This is a genomic window from Faecalibacillus intestinalis (genome assembly GCF_015097455.1).
Taxonomy (GTDB): domain Bacteria; phylum Bacillota_I; class Bacilli_A; order Erysipelotrichales; family Coprobacillaceae; genus Faecalibacillus; species Faecalibacillus intestinalis.
Genome location: NZ_AP024085.1, coordinates 1,549,714 through 1,569,820, shown reverse-complemented (window position 1 = coordinate 1,569,820; position 20,107 = coordinate 1,549,714). Strand labels below are relative to the sequence as shown.

General features: G+C 30.9%; 19 protein-coding genes and 1 riboswitch. Of the genes, 15 read left to right on the top strand and 4 right to left on the bottom strand.

The genetic code is table 11. The features are described 5' to 3' along the window. Positions 1 to 65 precede the first annotated feature (65 nt). Together Fi14EGH31_RS08540 and Fi14EGH31_RS08535 are read right to left on the bottom strand one after the other, a co-directional pair. Positions 66 to 1,064 (bottom strand): GGGtGRT protein, encoded by a 999-nt coding sequence (locus Fi14EGH31_RS08540; protein ID WP_022001700.1) that lies wholly within the window; start codon positions 1,062 to 1,064, stop codon positions 66 to 68. Positions 1,065 to 1,081: 17 nt separating this feature from the next. Further along, positions 1,082 to 1,774 carry an iron-sulfur cluster assembly scaffold protein gene (locus Fi14EGH31_RS08535; RefSeq protein WP_022001699.1) on the bottom strand — a complete coding sequence of 231 codons (693 nt, stop codon included), beginning with the start codon at positions 1,772 to 1,774 and terminating at the stop codon, positions 1,082 to 1,084. Between the two features lie 396 nt (positions 1,775 to 2,170). Between Fi14EGH31_RS08535 and eno the strand changes: the two genes are divergently transcribed. The 9 genes from eno to Fi14EGH31_RS08490 all read left to right on the top strand — a co-directional run bounded on the left by eno (position 2,171) and on the right by Fi14EGH31_RS08490 (position 11,906). After that, positions 2,171 to 3,460, top strand: coding sequence for a phosphopyruvate hydratase (gene eno / locus Fi14EGH31_RS08530; protein WP_022001698.1), 1,290 nt, complete (start codon positions 2,171 to 2,173; stop codon positions 3,458 to 3,460). A 258-nt stretch (positions 3,461 to 3,718) separates the two neighbouring features. After that, positions 3,719 to 4,456, top strand: coding sequence for an IS1 family transposase (locus Fi14EGH31_RS08525; protein WP_118347874.1), 738 nt, complete (start codon positions 3,719 to 3,721; stop codon positions 4,454 to 4,456). Between the two features lie 667 nt (positions 4,457 to 5,123). After that, positions 5,124 to 6,428, top strand: coding sequence for a PTS sugar transporter subunit IIC (locus Fi14EGH31_RS08520; RefSeq protein WP_200764707.1), 1,305 nt, complete (start codon positions 5,124 to 5,126; stop codon positions 6,426 to 6,428). A gap of 76 nt (positions 6,429 to 6,504) precedes the next feature. Beyond that, positions 6,505 to 7,383: a MurR/RpiR family transcriptional regulator gene (locus Fi14EGH31_RS08515; protein ID WP_200764706.1), complete on the top strand. Its 879-nt coding sequence runs from the start codon at positions 6,505 to 6,507 to the stop codon at positions 7,381 to 7,383. A gap of 149 nt (positions 7,384 to 7,532) precedes the next feature. Continuing rightward, positions 7,533 to 8,321 carry a mannose-6-phosphate isomerase, class I gene (gene manA / locus Fi14EGH31_RS08510; protein ID WP_234697857.1) on the top strand — a complete coding sequence of 263 codons (789 nt, stop codon included), beginning with the start codon at positions 7,533 to 7,535 and terminating at the stop codon, positions 8,319 to 8,321. A gap of 91 nt (positions 8,322 to 8,412) precedes the next feature. Then, entirely contained in the window at positions 8,413 to 9,132 is a 720-nt protein-coding gene (locus Fi14EGH31_RS08505; protein ID WP_022001442.1) for a putative ABC transporter permease, read from the top strand. 9 nt (positions 9,133 to 9,141) lie between these two features. After that, positions 9,142 to 9,690: a GNAT family N-acetyltransferase gene (locus Fi14EGH31_RS08500; RefSeq protein WP_117782044.1), complete on the top strand. Its 549-nt coding sequence runs from the start codon at positions 9,142 to 9,144 to the stop codon at positions 9,688 to 9,690. A 60-nt stretch (positions 9,691 to 9,750) separates the two neighbouring features. Beyond that, a complete protein-coding gene (locus tag Fi14EGH31_RS08495; protein ID WP_117782045.1) occupies positions 9,751 to 11,163 on the top strand; it encodes a glycoside hydrolase family 1 protein in 1,413 nt (470 codons plus the stop codon). Between the two features lie 71 nt (positions 11,164 to 11,234). Next, positions 11,235 to 11,906, top strand: coding sequence for a GTP pyrophosphokinase (locus Fi14EGH31_RS08490; RefSeq protein WP_117782046.1), 672 nt, complete (start codon positions 11,235 to 11,237; stop codon positions 11,904 to 11,906). Between the two features lie 33 nt (positions 11,907 to 11,939). On the opposite strand, the gene Fi14EGH31_RS08485 is transcribed toward Fi14EGH31_RS08490, so the two are convergent. Next, a complete protein-coding gene (locus tag Fi14EGH31_RS08485) occupies positions 11,940 to 13,277 on the bottom strand; it encodes an MATE family efflux transporter (protein ID WP_117782047.1) in 1,338 nt (445 codons plus the stop codon). Positions 13,278 to 13,391: 114 nt separating this feature from the next. Here Fi14EGH31_RS08485 and Fi14EGH31_RS08480 point away from each other — a divergent pair, with 114 nt between their 5' ends. Then, positions 13,392 to 14,300: a LysR family transcriptional regulator gene (locus Fi14EGH31_RS08480; RefSeq protein WP_200764705.1), complete on the top strand. Its 909-nt coding sequence runs from the start codon at positions 13,392 to 13,394 to the stop codon at positions 14,298 to 14,300. 9 nt (positions 14,301 to 14,309) lie between these two features. Here the strand turns inward: Fi14EGH31_RS08480 and Fi14EGH31_RS08475 are convergent, their stop codons facing one another. After that, positions 14,310 to 14,759 carry a GNAT family N-acetyltransferase gene (locus Fi14EGH31_RS08475; protein WP_107029500.1) on the bottom strand — a complete coding sequence of 150 codons (450 nt, stop codon included), beginning with the start codon at positions 14,757 to 14,759 and terminating at the stop codon, positions 14,310 to 14,312. A 68-nt stretch (positions 14,760 to 14,827) separates the two neighbouring features. Here Fi14EGH31_RS08475 and Fi14EGH31_RS08470 point away from each other — a divergent pair, with 68 nt between their 5' ends. The 5 genes from Fi14EGH31_RS08470 to Fi14EGH31_RS08450 all read left to right on the top strand — a co-directional run bounded on the left by Fi14EGH31_RS08470 (position 14,828) and on the right by Fi14EGH31_RS08450 (position 20,094). Continuing rightward, entirely contained in the window at positions 14,828 to 15,916 is a 1,089-nt protein-coding gene (locus Fi14EGH31_RS08470; RefSeq protein ID WP_230308058.1) for a CapA family protein, read from the top strand. 10 nt (positions 15,917 to 15,926) lie between these two features. After that, a complete protein-coding gene (locus Fi14EGH31_RS08465; protein WP_117346842.1) occupies positions 15,927 to 16,466 on the top strand; it encodes a nitroreductase family protein in 540 nt (179 codons plus the stop codon). A gap of 125 nt (positions 16,467 to 16,591) precedes the next feature. Beyond that, a complete protein-coding gene (locus Fi14EGH31_RS08460; RefSeq protein ID WP_200764704.1) occupies positions 16,592 to 17,464 on the top strand; it encodes a class I SAM-dependent methyltransferase in 873 nt (290 codons plus the stop codon). A gap of 37 nt (positions 17,465 to 17,501) precedes the next feature. Beyond that, positions 17,502 to 18,116, top strand: coding sequence for an HAD family hydrolase (locus Fi14EGH31_RS08455; RefSeq protein WP_200764703.1), 615 nt, complete (start codon positions 17,502 to 17,504; stop codon positions 18,114 to 18,116). A 99-nt stretch (positions 18,117 to 18,215) separates the two neighbouring features. Beyond that, a riboswitch (ZMP/ZTP riboswitch) is annotated at positions 18,216 to 18,297 on the top strand. 126 nt (positions 18,298 to 18,423) lie between these two features. Next, the gene (locus Fi14EGH31_RS08450) at positions 18,424 to 20,094 is read left to right on the top strand and encodes a formate--tetrahydrofolate ligase (protein ID WP_200764702.1); all 1,671 of its coding nucleotides are present in this window, start codon (positions 18,424 to 18,426) and stop codon (positions 20,092 to 20,094) included. Positions 20,095 to 20,107: the final 13 nt, after the last annotated feature.

Genomic DNA, 20,107 nt, shown 5'->3' with positions numbered 1-20,107 from the left:
GTTGATAGAAAGGGATAAAAGGGAAAATAAAAAAAGCCTTGAAAAATCAAGACTTTTTTAATGAATTATTTACAAGCTTCTTCGATAGCAACAGCAACTGCAACAGTAGCTCCAACCATTGGGTTGTTACCCATACCGATTAATCCCATCATTTCTACGTGAGCAGGAACTGATGAAGAACCAGCGAATTGAGCATCACTATGCATACGTCCCATAGTATCAGTCATACCATATGAAGCAGGACCAGCAGCCATGTTATCAGGATGTAAAGTACGTCCAGTTCCACCACCAGATGCAACTGAGAAGTATTTTTTACCTTGTTCGATACATTCTTTTTTATATGTTCCAGCAACTGGATGTTGGAAACGAGTAGGGTTAGTAGAGTTACCAGTGATTGATACATCTACACCTTCTTTATGCATGATAGCAACACCTTCACGTACGTCATCTGCACCATAGCAGTTAACTTTAGCACGTGGACCATCACTATAAGCAGTTCTAGATACTTCTTTAACTTCTCCAGTGAAATAATCGAATTGAGTTTCTACATAAGTGAAACCATTGATTCTTGAGATGATTTTAGCAGCATCTTTTCCTAAACCATTTAAGATAACTCTTAATGGATTTTTTCTAACTTTGTTAGCTTTTTCAGCAATTTTGATTGCACCTTCAGCAGCAGCGAAAGATTCATGTCCAGCTAAGAATGCGAAACATTGAGTATTTTCGTTTAATAACATTGCTCCTAAGTTACCATGACCTAAACCTACTTTACGATCATCAGCAACAGATCCTGGAATACAGAATGATTGTAATCCAACACCGATTGTTTTAGCAGCATCTTCTGCTTTAGTATCACCATTTTTAATTGCCATAGCAGCACCAACTGTATATGCCCAACAAGCATTTTCGAAACAAATTGGTTGTGTAGATTTTACGATATCATAAACGTTGATACCTTTTTCATCACAAATAGCTTTTGCTTCTTCGATTGATTTGATATCATATTTAGCTAATGCAGCGTTAATTTGATCAATTCTTCTTTCATAACTTTCAAATAATGCCATTTTTTCGTATCCTCCTATTATTCTTTTCTTGGATCGATGTATTTAGCAGCATCGTTGAATCTACCGTAGTTACCTTTAGCAGCTTCTAAAGCTTCATTAGCATCTTTTCCATCTTTAATCATTTCCATCATTCTACCTAAGTTAACGAATTCGTAACCGATAATTTCATCATTTGTATCTAAAGCGATACGAGTAATGTAACCTTCAGTTAATTCTAAGTAACGAGGTCCTTTTAATTTAGTAGAGTATGATGTACCTACCATTGATCTTAAACCTTTACCTAAGTCTTCAAGACCAGCACCTACAGGTAATCCACCTTCAGAGAATGCTGATTGAGTACGTCCATAAACGATTTGTAAGAATAATTCTCTCATAGCTGTGTTAATAGCGTCACAAACTAAGTCAGTATTTAAACCTTCTAATAAAGTTTTACCAACTAATGCTTCACTAGCCATAGCAGCAGAGTGAGTCATACCTGAGCATCCAACAGTTTCAATTAAGGCTTCTTCAATGATACCTTCTTTAACATTTAAAGTAAGTTTACATGCACCTTGTTGTGGAGCACACCAACCAATACCATGTGTTAAACCAGAAATATCTTTGATTTCTCTTGAATATACCCATTTTCCTTCTTCAGGAATAGGAGCACATCCGTGTGATGCACCACGATTTACAGTGCACATTTCTTCAACTTCATGTGAATAAATCATTTTTTATTTTCTCCTTTCATCACATTAATGATCACAAACATTAAAAAAGAAATAACGTAAAACTACATAAATTTCTTCCTTCAGGTGAAGGAATTCACCTGAACAAATTATAAAGTGTCGATTAAAGAAAGTCAATGAAACAAGAAAGATAAATAAATGAAAAAAGGAATTTTTTTGTATCTATCAAAGAATATTTTATAAAAAAAGGAACAAAATAGTATTTGAAGTTGAAAAAAAGTAGTCAAAAAGGGTTGACACACAAGGTTAGTATATGCTAACTTATAGACAGTTAGTTACAGCTAACCTCGTGTTAATAAATCATTTTTTATTGATACCAGATCACAAACAAAAATCACAAACACAAACAAAACAAAAATGAAAGAAGGAAGTATTAAAATGGATTTAATTCAAAGTATTAAAGCACGCGAAGTATTAGACTCTCGTGGAAATCCAACTGTTGAAGTTGAAGTTAGAAGTGAATGTGGAGCTTTTGGTAGAGCAATCGTACCAAGTGGAGCTTCTACAGGAATTTATGAAGCAGTAGAATTAAGAGATGGAGACAAATCACGTTATTTAGGTAAAGGTGTTTTACAAGCTGTTAAAAATGTAAACGAAGTGATTGCTCCTGAATTATTAGGGTATGATGTTTTTGCTCAAAGAGAAATCGATCAAGCAATGATTGATTTAGATGGTACTGATAATAAAGGTAAACTTGGAGCAAATGCTATCTTAGGTGTTTCTCTTGCGGTTGCTAAATGTGCCGCTGATTCATTAGGTATGCCATTATATCGTTATATTGGTGGAGCAAATGCTCATATTATTCCTACACCCATGATGAATATTATCAATGGTGGGGCACATGCTGATAACAACATTGATTTCCAAGAATTTATGATTATGCCAGTTTCAGCTCCTACATTCAAAGAAGCAATTCGTATGGGTGCTGAAGTATTCCATAATTTAAAAGCTGTATTACATGATAAAGGATTAAATACGGCTGTAGGTGACGAAGGTGGATTTGCGCCTAACTTAAAATCAAATGAAGAAGCTATTCAAACAGTTATTGAAGCTATTGAAAAAGCAGGTTATAAACCAGGTGTAGATGTTAAACTTGCAATGGACGTTGCCAGTTCAGAATTCTATAAAGATGGTAAATATGTTTTACCAGGTGAAGGAAATAGAACATTTACTTCAAAAGAGTTAGTTGACTTCTACGGTGAACTTGTTGAAAAATATCCAATTATTTCTATCGAAGATGGTCTTGATCAAGATGACTGGGAAGGATGGAAATATTTAACTGAAAAATTAGGTAAAAAAGTACAATTAGTAGGGGATGACTTCTTTGTAACAAATACAAAACGTTTACAAGAAGGTATTGCTAAGAAAACAGCAAACTCTATCTTAATTAAAGTTAACCAAATTGGTACTTTAACTGAAACATTAGAAGCTATTCAAATGGCTCAAAAAGCAAACTATACTGCTGTTGTTTCTCATAGATCTGGTGAAACAGAAGATACAACAATTGCTGATATTGCTGTAGCTACAAATGCTGGACAAATTAAAACTGGTTCTGCATCAAGAACAGACCGTATTGCTAAATACAATCAATTATTAAGAATTGAAGATGAATTAGGAAAACAAAGCTTATATGGTGGCGTTGATTCATTCTATCAATTAGATAAATAATTTTGCTATTAAAAGATAATATTGTTATATCCCTTTAACGATTAAATCGTAACTTCCCAATTTTAGACTAAATCATATAATGAAATATTATCTTTTAATAATATAGATAAAAAAAGGTGATGCAAGTCATCTTTTTTTGTAAATAACCTAACTAAAGATAAATATTGGTGATAACACCTAATAATGTCAGTCTAACTTTTGTAATAGAAAGCTTACCATTTTGATTTGTTCTATCATATAGTCAAGAGGTTGAAAGCTATGGAAAATAAAATGTTTAATGATATTATTGATTCAATTATTAATAATGCAAGTGATGATGAAATTGAAATTATTAGAGAAAAACTTAATAATCACTTGATCAATCACATCTACGATTCAAATATTCATGAAGAACTATCAAACAACTATGATAGTTCTTTTTGTCCTCATTGCCAAAGTAAACATATCATTAAATATGGCAAGGATAATAAAGGCAATCAAAGATATTTGTGTAAAGAATGTTCAAAAACATTTTCTTCTATTACTGGTTCATTGCTTTCATACACTAAAAAGCAACCTTATCAATGGTTTGAATATATTCAATCTTTATTTAATGGTGATACTCTTGCTCGTTCTGCTGATATCGCTGGAATAAGTGAACCAACCTCTCTTTTATGGAGACATAAAATACTAAGTGTTCTTGCTGATTTGACTCATGATAACCCTGTTTTAAGTGATACGGTTTATTTGGATGAAAAACTAAATGTCGTTACACATTCAGGCAAACATATGGAAAACAAAGAAAAACAAAAAAGAGGGATGAGCAGTCAAAAAAGAAATATCGTATGTGCCATAGATCAACATAACAATAAAGTAATCCAAGTATCTGAAACAGGAAGGATTCATTCCAAAGAGCTCTATAAAATATATAAAGATAAGATTCCAAGTACATGTCAAGTTGTAAGTGACAGCTTGAGGTCATATCATAAATTGATGAAAGATTTAAGAGTTAAATGAATCAAGATACCATCAGGTAAAAAAGAGAAAGATGGTTATACCCTTAAAAAGATAAATGATTTACATTCATCGATAGATTTATTTCTATATAAGTATCGAGGAATATCAGATAAATATTTAAGAAATTATATAGGGCTTTATAAATATAAAGATCAACATAATAAATATTATCAAAAGAAGATATTTCTTCATATATTCAAAGAGATAGGCAACAGCTTATGTGCATTGAAATTCAGTAATTTTAAATATGATTCTAAATTTTTCACTATTTGATTAGTTTTTCAAGAGATACTTACCAACATTTATCTTTAGTTAAGTTTTTGTAAATAAATTACATCGTTTATTGTACCGAAAAGGAATTAATGAAAATTACTCTCTAAATCTTTTAAAAAGGTGTACAATTTCTATCCTATATATAAAATAAAGATTGTCATTTATTTAATAAATTAAATACCTTCCGTATTTTTTGACTACTTATAAAATGACACGAAAATCATTTGTTTTAACAAATGATTTTTTTCTTTATGTTTTTGTAAATAAATTACACGATTTTTTTAAAGAAAAAAGAATGCTGTAAATAAAAAACAAAAACCATTGTAAGCCTTTAACAAAGAAAAATGTCACGTTATGATAATCATGTCAAAATTAATTAAGGGAGGAAAAAATTATGGACAAAATGGCAGATGTCTTAGGTCGTGCTGGTGCATGGTGCGGTCAAAACAAATATTTATCTGCAATCAAAAATGCGTTCCAAAACTTCATGCCTTTAACAATCGCTGGGGCAATTGGGGTTTTATGGTGTAACGTATTGGTTAACGAAAGCACTGGGTTAGGTTTATTCTTCAAACCAATTATGGCTTTAGATTTCTTAAACCCAGCATTCCAAGCTGTTAACTTCTGTACGATCAGCTGTATCACAGTTGGTATCACTCTTGGTATCGCCCAAGAAATCGGTGTTTGGAACATGGGAGCTGAAAGAGCTGGTTATATTCCAGGTTTAGTAGGTTTAGCTGCATGGTTATCAGTTACAAACACTTCACACATGGTAGACGGAGCTAAAGAAGCTTTCACTGGTGTTGCTGGTAACGAATTAGGAGCTACTGGTTTATTCACTGGTATGATTATTGGTGTATTATCTGTAGAATTATTCTGCTTCTTTGAAAAACAAGATGCATTAAAAATTAAAATGCCAGAACAAGTTCCACCAGGAGTTGCTCGTGCATTCGAAGTTTTAGTACCAGCTACTATTACTTTAATCATCACTGCTTGTATTGGATCAGCATGTTATAACTTAACTGGTTTATACTTAAATGATGTTATCAAAAATGGTGTTCAAGGTCCTTTAGGGGCTGTAGGTGCTACAGTTCCAGGTGTTATGATTATCTATTTAGTAATCATGTTATTCTGGTTAGTAGGTATTCATGGTAACAACATGTTATCTGCAGTAAAAGAAGCATTATTTACACCATTAGCACTTGAAAACGTTGAAGCATTCAACAAAGGTGAAACTCCAAAAAATATCATCAATATGTATTTCTTACAAATGTGTGGTGAATTTGGTGGTTCAGGTGTTACTATCGGTTTAGTAATCGCAATCATTATCTTTGGTAAACGTGAAGATAATAAAGCAATCGCTTCATTATCATTAGTTCCAGGTTTATTCAACATCAATGAAACAGTTACATTCGGTATTCCAATGGTATTAAACCCAATCTTAGGTATTCCATTTGTATTTGCATGTTTAGTAACTATCTTAGTTGGTTATGTGTTAACAGTTATCGGATTCTGTCCAGTTGCATGTTTAACAGTACCTTGGACAACTCCACCAATCGTATTCGGATTCTTAGCTACAGGTGCTAACGTAATGGGTGCAGTAACTCAAGCAATCTTAATTGTTGTTTCAACAGTTATCTACACACCATTCTTAATTGCATACGAAAAATACCAAAACAAACAAGCTGCAGAAGCTTAATAATGAATTTGACAAGGATACAATGTATTCTTGTCTTTCATTGTATATAAAGGTACAATGAATTTGAGGTGAAAATATGAGTCTATTATCAACGATTGAATACCAAAAAGGTTTTAGTGAATTAGAAAAGAAAATAGCAGATTATTTAATTGAACATAAAGAAGATGTGATTCATATGAATCTTAAAGAGCTTGCAGAAGCAACTTATACTTCAACAGCAACAATTAGTCGTTTTTGTAAGAAATTGGGAGAAAAAAATTTTAATGACTTTCGTGTTCATTTTGCCGAAATAACTCAATCTCAAACATTTTCTACGATAAATTTTAATAAGCCATTTATGCAAGATAGTTCGATGAATGAAATTTGTCATAATGTTGGAGGAGTCTATAAACAAACCATTGAAGGAACTAATCAAGTTCTTGATATGAACGAATTAGAAAAAGCAGTGGATTATATTGATAAAGCAAACATCATTGACTTGTTTGCGGTAGGAGATTCTTTTTTATCAGCATTGATGTTTGAACATAAAATGACTTATGTCAATAAGTTTGTTAACTTGAAAATTATTCCTACAGAGCAGACTCAACAAGCTTTGCATACGACTAAAAATTCAGTAGCGCTAATTATTTCCTATTCAGGACAAACAAATGAAATTAAACCTATTGTTGAACGTATTAAAATAAATGGGGGATCTATTATTGCAATCACTTCTTTAAATGATAGTTATTTAAGAAAAAAAGCAGATATTTGTTTAACAATGTGTTCAAAAGAAAATATTATTAATAAAATTGGATCATTTTCTTCTAAAATAAGTAGTGATTATATTATAGATTTAATCTATTCCTTACTCTTTAAAAAGAATTATCAAGAATTACTTATTAAAAAAGTCTCTATGAATTTAGATTGGGATGAAAGAAGAAATGAATCAACACATGAAAAAGGAAAAGGAGAATAGTAATGGGACATATTTTATGGGTAGAACCTGTATTTAAAGAAATGATTTGGGGAGGAAACCAACTTAAAGAAAAGTATGGTTATGCTATTCCAAGTGATTAAACAGGAGAATGCTGGGCACCTTCAGCACATCCAAATGGTGATAATACAATCAAAGAAGGTGAATTTAAAGGTCAAACACTTTCAAAAGTCTTTGATGAACATCGTGAACTTTTTGGAAATATCAAAGATAAACAATTTCCATTGCTTGTAAAGATCATCGATGCTTGTAATGATTTATCTGTACAAGTTCATCCAAATGATGAATATGCAGCTCTTCATGAAAATTCATTAGGAAAGACAGAATGCTGGTATGTATTAGATTGTAAAGAAGATACAAAGATGGTCATGGGACATCATGCTAAAACAAAAGAAGAACTTGTAAAAGCTATCGAAAACGATGATTACGACAATTTATTAAATAAGTTTGATATCAAAAAAGGAGATTTCTTCTATATTCCAAGTGGAACAATTCATGCTATCTGTAAAGGTTCATTGATCTATGAAGCACAACAATCATCAGATATCACATACCGTGTTTATGATTATCATCGAAAAGATAAAGATGGAAATGAAAGACAACTTCATGTAAAACAATCCATCGATGTGACAACAGTACCTTATAAACCATATGATCTATCAAAACAAGTAGAAGAAACAATTGAAAATGGAACAAGAAAAGAACTTGTATCATCTAACTATTTAACATTAAATAAATATGATATGACAGGATATAATAAAGTAAAGAATGATAAACCATTCCAACTTGTATCAATCATTGAAGGGCAAGGAACAGTAGAAGGAAAAGAAGTTAAAAAAGGAGATCATTTTGTTGTATGTTCAGATCAAAAAGAAGTTGATTTTGATGGAACAATGACAGTCATGATTTGTACATTATAAGGCGGAAGCCTTATTTTTTTAACTTGATTTTTTAGGTTGTTTCAAGTATTCTAATTACTATATTATTTAATAAAATGAAATAGGTGATTTTATGAAAGAATGGTTGATTTTAGCGTTTATATTTTTTATAGGAAGTTTAGCTGGATGGCTTTTAGAACTTATTTTCCGTCGCTTTTTTTCCAAAGCAAATCCTACACGTAAATGGATCAATCCGGGCTTTTTAGTGGGTCCTTATTTACCGTTGTATGGTTTTAGTTTATGTGTGGTTTATTTATTAGCACATATAAATGTTTCTTTTATTCATGAAGTTTATTTAAGAAAAACAGTCTTATTTTTGTTAATGGCTTTATCAGTTACTTTAATAGAATATTTTGCAGGACTTATTTTTATAAAGGGAATGCATGTCAAACTTTGGGATTATAGCGATGAAAAATGGAATATACAAGGAATTATTTGTCCTAAGTTTACTTTCTTTTGGTATCTTTTAAGTGCCATCTATTATTTTTTAATTCATCCTAATATTATTCATTCTATTGAATGGTTAGCAGGAAATCTTTGGTTTTCTTTCTTTGTGGGATTATTTTATGGTGTATTCCTTATAGATGTATGTTATTCATTAAATATTTTAAATAATATTCAAAAATTTGCGAAAGAAAACGACATTATTGTCCAATATGAAGCATTTAGAAAACATATTGGTGAATTAAGAAATGATTTTAAAGAAAAAGAAAGATTTATTTTTTCTATGAAATTAGATCATATATCTATTAAAAAATCATTAAAAGCTTATTTTGATAAATATTACAAATAGGAGAGTTTTATGAAATTACAATTTAAAAACATCAGTGAAACTGATATGCAACAAGTAAGTGAACTTTATTACAGTGCTTTTCCGGAAGATGAAAGAGCTCCATGGAAAGCCCTTATAGATAAACATCATGAAGGTAAAGGAGAATTTTTATCAATCTATGATCATCATCAATGGGTAGGTCTAACTTATGTTATTACGTATCAAAATTTATCTTATATTCTCTATCTTGCAATTGATGAAAAACAAAGAGGACATGGATATGGAAGTGTCGTATTACAACTTTTAAAGAAAAGATATCCCCATACGATTATGTTATGTATTGAAGAGGTTGATGAAAAATATGAAAATTATCAACAACGTATTCATCGTAAAAGTTTTTATTTAAGAAATGGACTTTTAGAAATGGGTTTTAAATACGTAGAAAAAGGTGTAAAGTATGAAATGCTTTATGTAGGTGAAAAATTATCAAGTAAAGTTTATGATGAATTAATGTTTTATTATTGTGGAAATATTTATCATAAATATCGTGATAATAAAGATGATGAATTTTTTGATTAAACATCCTGTTGGATGTTTTTTTATTTGGTTGTATAATAAAGAAAATAGGAGGAAGAAAGAATGTTACACAAAAAATTAAAACCTTTTCCAAAGGATTTTCTTTGGGGAGCAAGTACATCAGCTTATCAAGTAGAAGGAGCTAACTTATCTCATGGTAAAGGGCCTTCTGTTCAAGATGTTAAAGTAGTACCAGAAGGAACATCTGATTTAACAGTTTGTGCAGATTTTTATCATCGATATAAAGAAGATATTGCTTTAATGGCAGAAATGGGCTTTAAAGTTTATCGTTTTTCTATTTCATGGTCTAGAATTTTACCTCAAGGAACAGGTGAAGTAAATCAAGAAGGAATTGATTTCTACAATAATGTTATTAATGAATGTTTAAAATATAATATTATTCCATTAGTGACAATGTTCCATTTCGATATGCCACAAGCCTTAGAAGAAAGAGGTGGATGGGAAAAACGAGAATCTATTGATTGGTTTGTTAATTTTGCTAAAGTGATGTTTGAAAACTTTGGTGATCGTGTTAAATACTGGCTTACAATCAATGAACAAAACGTTTTAATTTTATCAGGAGATATTATTGGCACAACAACCCTTACAGGACCAGAAAAATATAAATCTCTTTACCAACAAAATCATCATATGTTAGTAGCACAAGCAAAAGCCATGGCTTTATGTCATGAAATGGTTGAAGGTGGAAAAATTGGACCAGCACCAAATATTTCTCTTGCTTATCCAGCAAGTTGTAAACCAGAAGATCAATTAGCTGCTCAAAACTTAAATGCGATTAGAAACTGGCTTTATTTAGATATGGCAGTTTATGGTGAATACAACCATTTAGCATGGGCTTTTATGGAAAAAAGAGATGCTACACCACATATTGAAGAGGGAGACATGGAAATCTTAAAGAATGGACATCCTGATTTTATTGGTTTCAATTATTATTCAACAGCAACTGTTGCTTGGTGTGATGAAAGTCAAGAAGAAACATTTGGACATGATCAACAAAAAACACGTATGGAAGAGGGTGTTTATTTAGGAGCAGCCAATCCAAATTTACCTCATACTGATTTTGGTTGGGAAATTGATCCATTTGGATTTAGAGCTACAATTCGAGAAATGTATTCAAGATATCGTTTGCCAATGATCGTTACTGAAAACGGACTTGGAGCTTATGATAAATTAACAGAAGATGGTAAAGTTCATGATCCATATCGTATTGAATATTTAAGAAAACATATTGAACAAATTCAATTAGCAATTACTGATGGAGCTGAAATGATGGGGTATTGTCCATGGTCAGCAATTGATTTAATTTCTACTCATGAAGGTATGGTTAAACGTTATGGATTTATTTATGTTGATCGTGATGAATTTGATTTAAAAACATTAGATCGTTATAGAAAAGATTCATTCTATTGGTATAAAAAAGTTATTGCTTCTAATGGAGAAGACCTTAGTGATTAAATCTTTAAAGATTTTTCTTTTGTTAATGACAAGTTCATCTTTTTAAGGTTTAATAAAGATGAGGTGTTATAATGAAAACAAGTCAAAAAATTAAACAAAATGTTGTTAATAATCTTGCAAAAACAACACTTTATGAAAATGTTACAGAACTATTGAGAATGCAACAAATCTATGAAGCAGGGATTAAAGAAGTACGTACAAAACTTGAAATTCTTGATGCTGAATTTAAAGTAAAACATGATCATAATCCAATTCATCATATAGAATCTAGGCTTAAATCACCAGAAAGTATTTTAAAAAAAGCAATCAGTAAAGATATTCCGGTTACAGAACGTTCATTAGAAGAAAATATTCATGATATTGCGGGAATCAGAGTAATCTGTAATTATGTAGATGATGTTTATAAAGTAGCACAGCTACTTACAAATCAAGATGATATTCAACTTATTGAAATGAAAGATTATATTCAAAATCCTAAAGAAAGTGGTTATATGTCATTACATCTTGTTTTAGAAGTTCCTATCTTTTTATCTGAAGGACCTAAACCAATTCATGTAGAAGTTCAATTACGTACAATAGCCATGGATTTTTGGGCATCGCTTGAACATAAGCTAAAATATAAAACAGATAATAATGTTTCTGACGATGTTAAAAAAGAACTTCAAGAATGTGCTAAATCAATTGCTGAAATTGATTTGAAAATGCAAAACATTCATAATCGTTTAAATTCAAAGAACATATAAAAAAGCTGATACGAGTAAATTCGTACCAGTTTTTTAACTATGTTCTTTCTTTAATTTTTTCATTAAAATAACAAGTGTTGGAATTAAAATAATGATTGCTGCAAACCAAGCAATTGGATTAGCAAAACAAATGGCATTATAACCAAACTTACCAACGAGGGCAAAGGCAACAAAAGCTCTTGCCACTAATTCAGCACCCCCGGCAAGCATCGTAAGTGCGGATTTTCCTAAACCTTGAATGGTGTTTCTTGAAACAAATAGAATACCTAAAACAAAATAGAAAATACTATTGCAAATCAAGAATTGTTGAGCATCATTAATAACGCCTGTTTCATTACCAGCAACAAATAATAATGAAAGGTATTTTCCAAAGAAAATCATAAAGATACAAGCAACGATACCATAACCAATGACAAGGAGCATAGATTCTTTAATTCCTTTAAAAATACGCTCTATCTTTCCGGCACCTAAATTTTGTCCAGAGAAGGTAGCCATTGTAGAACCCATCATATCCATTGGTTGCGTAAAGAACATCGATAATTTTTGGGCAGCAGCAATAGCAGCAACTTTTGCTGAACCTAAAGTATTAACAGCACTTTGCAAGATAACAGCACCAACAGCCGTAATTGAATATTGTAAAGCCATTGGGACGGCAATATTAATAAGTTTTTTGATAATTGGAAAACTTATAGAACGTGCATGATGATCAAATCTTAAATTAGGATATTTTTTAGCCATATAAATAAAACATAAAACAGCTGAAATTCCTTGAGCAATCACTGTGGCAAGGGCAGCACCTCGAACACCCATATGAAAATTAATAATCATTGATAAATCTAAAACAACATTAAGTACCGATGATATAATTAAGAAAATAAGAGGTGTTTTACTATCCCCTAAAGCACGTGAAACACTTGCTAAAAAATTATATGCAATTGTACAAGTTAAACCATAAAAAATAATTGATATATAGTCATAAGATTGTTTAAAAATATTGGTTGGTGTTTGCATCCAAGTAAGCAATGTTTCTGTTGTAAAATGAGTTAAAACAGTTAAAACAATCGAAAAGAAAATGCATAAATAGAAAGCATTCATAATAGTTTGTAACATTCTTTTTTCTTCTCTAGCACCAAAAGCTTGAGCAATAGGAATACCAAATCCAGCAGCAAGTCCTAAAACAAAACCAATAATTAGAAAGTTTAAAGAACCTGTTGATCCTACTGCTGCCAAAGCATCTACCCCTACAAAACGTCCAACAATCATCGTATCGACAACGTTATAAAGTTGTTGGAAAATAGCACCACCAATTAATGGAATACAAAATGAAATAATCAGTTTTAATGTATTTCCATGTGTTAAATCTTTTTCCATTCAATCCCCTCCTTAAATACTTTCCTTATTATAACATAGAATATTCCTAAATTATTTTTAAAATATGAAAAAGAAAATAACTATGGTATAATGCTACAAAAAGGAGTGAAAAAAATGACATTAGCTCAATTAAGATACGTAATTACCGTTGCTCAACTAGGAACACTTTCTAGTGCTGCAAAACGTTTATATATCTCTCAACCCTCTTTGACAAGTGCTATTAAGGAATTAGAAAAGGAACTTGGGATTACAATTTTTATTCGTACTAATAAAGGGGTTATTTTATCAAGGCAAGGAGAAGAATTTTTAGGCTATGCCAGACAAGTAATTGAACAAACAAATTTGATTGAAGAAAAATACTTACAAGATCATAATGTTAAACATGAATTTTGTATTTCAACGCAACATTATTCTTTTGCCGTAGAAGCTTTTGTTTCTTTGATTAAAGAATATGGTGGGAAGGAATATGATTTCAGGATTCGAGAAACACAAACTTATGAAATTATTGAAGATGTTGCGAAACTTAAAAGTGAAATTGGGGTTCTTTATCTTAATTCATTTAATGAAGTTGTTTTAAAGAAAACATTGAAAGAAAATGACTTAACATTTCATCGTTTATTTATTGCAAAGCCCCATGTTTTTATTGGAAAAGACAATCCTCTTGCAAACAAAAATAAAGTATCTTTAGAGGATTTAAAAGAATATTCACGTTTATCTTATGAACAAGGAGAACATAATTCTTTTTACTTTTCTGAAGAAATCTTAAGTACTTTAGAAAGTCAAAAAGAAATTAAAGTATGTGACCGAGCAACACTTTTTAATTTATTAATAGGTCTTAATGGTTATACAATTTGTAGTGGAGTCATTAATGAACAGCTTAATGGGAAAGATATCATTGCGGTTCCTTTAGATGTGGATGATTTTATGGAAATAGGATATATTACGCATAATAAAGCTATATTGAGCCGTTTTGGACAACTTTATATTGATATCTTAAAAGAGTATACAAAAAAGGATTCGTAAGGAATCCTTTTAGTTTGCACGTGTTTTGCTAAAGTAAAGAAGATCGGTTGCCTGCATGTTGTTTTCATAGATTTCTTGAGGATAATAATCAATGAAAAAGTTTTCAATTTTATGACTATAATGATAACCAAGCTTTGTATAAATAAGCATATTTGTCATAGAACTATTGGCAGTTCCAATTAAAAAAGTTAGTTTGTTTTGATAAAGCTTTTCAATATGTTGAATAAGTGCTTTTCCATAACCATGTCCTCGATACTTTTCTAATGTAAGTAAATTCTTTATTTCAACAGTAGTGTCATTGATTTCTTTTGCTGCAATAAAAGCAAGAGGTGTTTGTTTTTCAAAGTAAGCAAATAATCTTCCATCTCTTAAATAATTTTCAACAAGATTAATATTCGGATCACTTTCGCATAATAAAGTGGCATAATCTAATTTATTTTCAATAATTTCTTGAATCATAGTTATTCCTCCAATAGAAGCATTTTAACATATTTTAGAATATGTTAAAATAAGTTGAGGTGAATTTTATGAATCATAAATTAAATAAGAAAAAAGTAGCATTCGTTATGATAATAGCTGTACTTGTTATTTCTTTAGGTGTTTTTCTTTTTAATAATGTAAATCAACCTACAAAAAAAGAAACACCTAAAAAGGTACAAGAAAAAACAGTACAAAAAGAAGAGAAAAAGAAAGAAGAAGCTGAAGTGAATTTTACTATTTCTTTTGCTGGAGATTGTACACTTGGAAACTATGCCGGACAAGCTTATGATGGATCGTTTAATCAAGAATATAAAAGACAAGGGAATGATCCAACATATTTTTTAAAAAAAGTAAAAGATGTTTTTGAAAAAGATGATTTGACAGTTGTTAATCTAGAAGGACCACTTACTACAGCCAGTAATCATCTTGAAAAAGAATTTCCTTTTAGTGGAGCTCCTGAATATACAAAAATATTGACTTCTTCATCAGTAGAAGCAGTTACCCTCGCAAATAATCATAGTGAAGATTATTATGAAGCAGGTCTTCAAGATACAAAAAAATATTTAGATGAAGCTTCTATTGGTCATTTTGGTTATGATGATTACTACATAAAAGAAGTCAAAGGCATCAAGTGTGGATTCCTTGGTTATCGTTCACTTTCGGTATCTATGAATAATGAAAGTGGTCATCAAAAAATACAAGAAGCAATCAATCATTTAAAAAATGAGGAACAATGTCAACTTGTTTTTGTTTATTATCATTGGGGTATTGAAAGACAATATCAAGCCAATGAAGATCAAAGATCACTGGCTAAGTTTACCATTGATGCTGGAGCGGATGCTGTCATTGGTTCACATCCTCATGTTGTTCAAGGAACAGAAACCTACAATGGAAAACCTATTGTTTATTCGTTAGGTAATTTCTGTTTTGGTGGTAATCGTAATCCAAGTGATACAGACACAATGATTTATCAACTCTCTTATTCTTTTAAAGGAACAACACAAACAGGATATCAAGTACAAATCATTCCATGTTCTTTAACTTCATCAAGAGGAAGAAATGATTATCAACCATATATTTTACAAGATGAACAAGCAAGTAGAGTCAAGGAAAAGATTAAGAAATATAGTTATTAAGAGGGTAAAAATGAATACTTTTCTAGAATTAATTCATAGTAGACATAGTTTTCGAGGAGAATATCAAGCAGTTCCAGTAAAAAGAGAGGACCTTATCAAAATAATGCAAGCAGGAATCGACGCTCCTTCTGGATGTAATAAACAAACAACAAGTTTTATTGCGATTGATGATCCACATATTTTAAAACAATTACTCAATGTTATAGATCCGCCAATAGGACAAAGTGCACCCGCTGCCATTTGTGTGCTCACTCAACGTATCTATGCATATCGTGATAAATGTTTTGCCATACAGGATTATTCAGCAGCAATTGAAAATATGTTACTAGCAATCATTGCTTTAGGATATGAAAGCTGTTGGTATGAAGGGCACATTACCGATGAGGATCAAATCGGTAAAAAAATGGCACACATACTAAATGTACCAGATGATTATGAATTGGTATGCTTTTTACCAATTGGTATTCCAAAAGAAAAAAATGTTATAAAAATAAAAAAGAAGTCATTTGATGAGCGAGCTTGGTTTAATGGTTTTAAAAAGTTCAAATAAAAAGAAATGGGAAATTTTTTCTCATTTCTTTCTTTTTTCTACCTTTATATTACCATAAAATGGGCATTTTTTCAAGATTAGTCATTTCTGTAAAAGTCTTGTATTAAATATATGGAGGTAATTTTATGGAACAAAATATGACAGCATTAGTAAGTTTGTTTGCAAGAGCGTATCATCAAAAAAGTAAGGATATTAAAATTTTTGATGATCCTCTTTCAACAAAATTAATTACAAAAAAAGAATATGAAATGATTAGGTTAAGTATGTCACAAGGCATTTCATTTTTTAATCCTAATTTTAAAGGAAGTAAGGAAGAAGCATTAAAGTGGATTGTAGATCATCAACTATCACCTTCTGTTTTACTAAGAAGTGCTTTTTGTAAAGAAGCGATTGAAGAGATGAAAGAAAAGGGATGTAAGCAATATCTAGATTTTGCCTCAGGTTATGATAGTTTTGCTTACATGTATCAAAATAAAATGAATGTATTTGAAATTGATAAGCAAGAGGTTATTGATGATAAAAGACAAAGATGTCAAAATGTAGATATTAAAAATGTTCAATTTCTATCAATTGATTTAGGTAAGGATAATTGGATCGATAGGTTATTAGAAAGTTCTTATCAAGAAAACCAACTTTCTGTATGTAGTCTCCTCGGTTTAAGTTATTATCTAACGCATGACCAATTTAAAAGACTGCTTAAAGAAATCTCAAAAGATATGATAAAAGGAAGTCGACTTGTCTTTGATTATCCTAGTTATCAAGAAAGTGATGAAACACGAAAATCAGAAGCATTAGCTAAAGAAGCAAATGAAACAATGAGAGCTAAATATAGTTTTGAACAATTAAAAGAAATATTTGATTTGTGTCATTTAAAAGTAATAAAACATGATGATTATAGAATTACTTTAGATTCTTTTATTCACTATAATGAATATTATAAGGATAATCCAATTATTGCTCCTAAAGGTGTATGTTATTGTGTTGCGGAAAAAGAATAATTAATTATGGTAAAATAGAAAAAAGGTTGGTGGAAATATGAAAAAAGCAATGATTTTTGATTTAGATGGGACTTTATGGGATTCTACACAAAGTGCACCTTTTATTTGGAAAAGAGTTTTAGATAAACACCATTTAGATATTTCTATTACTCAAGAAAAGGTTGCTTCGCTGATGGGAAAAACCATGGAAGAAATTGGCAATATCTTATTTCCAAGCGTTAATGAAGAAAAAAGAAATCAAATTATTGATGATTTTAGTGAAGAAGAGGTCAATTATTTAAATGAACATGGAGCTATTTTGTATGAAGGTATTGAAGAAACGTTAGAAATTTTATCTAAAAAATATGATCTATATATTGTGAGTAATTGTCAAAAGGAATATGTCGAAGCTTTTTTACATGCTCATCATTTAGAAAAGTATTTTAAAGATATTGAAATGTCAGGAAGAACAGGAAAAGATAAAGGACATAATATTTTATTGTTGATGGAAAGAAATCATATACAAGAGGCAATTTATATAGGAGATACACAAGGAGACCAAGAGGCTTCAAGATTTGCAGGTATTCCTTTTATCTTTGCTAGCTATGGATTTGGTAATGCATGGCATCCAGATAAAGTTATTAAATCGTTTAAAGAATTAACAAATTTTTAAGAAATGAAAAAGAAATGATAGAATGATAAAAAAATCAATTTTTATATAAAAACAAAGAAATTTGGTGTTGATTAAAGAGACATTTTTTGATATTATGCAGTTAAGTTATACGACTGACGGAAGTGGAATAAACCACAGGGAGTATAATCGTGTAAAAGAGTCGACCGTCTGGGCTAAGAATAGTCTGGATGAGTGGGCTCTTTTTTTGGTTGATAGGTAAAATAACTAGTTTCATATATTGTCTTGTAATATAATGAAAGTGGTTAAAAGAATCAATCAAAAAGAAAAAAAGAAAGGATGAACGACAATGTTAACTGATGTAGAAATTGCACAAAGTGCAGAGATGAAACCGATTGTTGAAATTGCTCAAAAAGTTGGTTTGGATGAGGATGATTTAGAATTATATGGAAAATATAAAGCAAAGATTTCCCTTGAAGCCATTAAAAAATTAGATCAAAACGAAGATGGAAAATTGATCTTAGTAACAGCAATTAATCCAACTCCTGCAGGTGAAGGGAAAACCACAACAATGATTGGATTATCACAAGCACTTAACAAATTAGGAAAGAAATCTGTAGTTGCAATGCGTGAGCCATCGCTTGGTCCATGTTTTGGAATCAAAGGTGGAGCTGCTGGTGGAGGATATGCGCAAGTTGTTCCAATGGAAGATATCAACCTTCATTTTACAGGAGATATTCATGCAATCACTGCTGCAAACAACTTAATTGCAGCGATGCTTGATAATTCCATTCATCAAGGGAATCCACTTAATATCGATGTAAGACAAATCGTTTGGAAACGTGTGGTCGATTTAAACGATCGTGCGCTACGTCATACTGTTTGTGGACTTGGTGGTAAAGTAAACGGGGTTCCTCGTGAAGATGGATTTGATATTACCGTTGCTAGTGAAGTTATGGCAATTCTTTGTTTAGCGACTTCTTTAGAAGATTTAAAACAAAGAGCTGCAAAAATGATTGTCGCTTATACTTATGATGGAAAACCAGTTACTGTTGATGATATTGAAGCAACAGGAGCGGTAACACTTTTATTAAAAGATGCGATTAAACCAAATTTAGTTCAAACTTTAGATCACACACCAGTATTTGTTCATGGGGGGCCATTTGCAAATATTGCCCATGGATGTAACTCTGTCATGGCTACTCAACTTGCTATCAAGTTAGGAGATTATGCGATTACTGAAGCTGGATTTGGTGCTGATTTAGGAGCTGAAAAATTCTTAGATATTAAATGTCGTCAAGCAAATTTAAATCCTGAAGCAGTTGTTATTGTTGCAACTGTTCGAGCTTTAAAAATGCATGGTGGTGTTGCTAAAAAAGATTTAGGAAATGAAAATTTGGGAGCTTTAAAAGCTGGTTTAGGAAACTTAGAAAAGCATATTGAAAACATTGCAAAGTTCGATTTACCTTGTATCGTTGCTATTAATGCTTTTCCAACAGACACAGAAGCGGAACTTCAATTATTAAATGAATGTTGCAAGAAACTTGGTGTTGAAGTAGCTATTAGTAAAGTTTGGGAAAAAGGTGCTGATGGTGGAATCGAACTTGCTGAAAAGTTATTAAATATTTTAGAAACAAAAGAAGCTAATTATCATCCACTTTATGATTTAGATTTATCAATTGAAGAAAAGATTGAAACAATCGTTAAAGAAATCTATGGTGGAGATGGTGTTGAATTTACAAAGAAAGCAAAAAATAAAATTAAAAAATATACAGAACAAGGATTAAGTCAATTACCAATTTGTGTTGCTAAAACACAATACTCATTATCTGACCAAGCTTTCTTGCTTGGTCGACCAACAGGGTTTACTGTTAAAATCAATGATATTATTCCATCTGCTGGAGCAGGATTCTTGGTGGCTATTTCTGGTGATATTATGCGTATGCCAGGACTTCCAAAACGTCCAGCCGCTGTCAATATGGATATTGATGAAGATGGAAAAATTATAGGATTATTCTAAAAAGGAGAGAAAG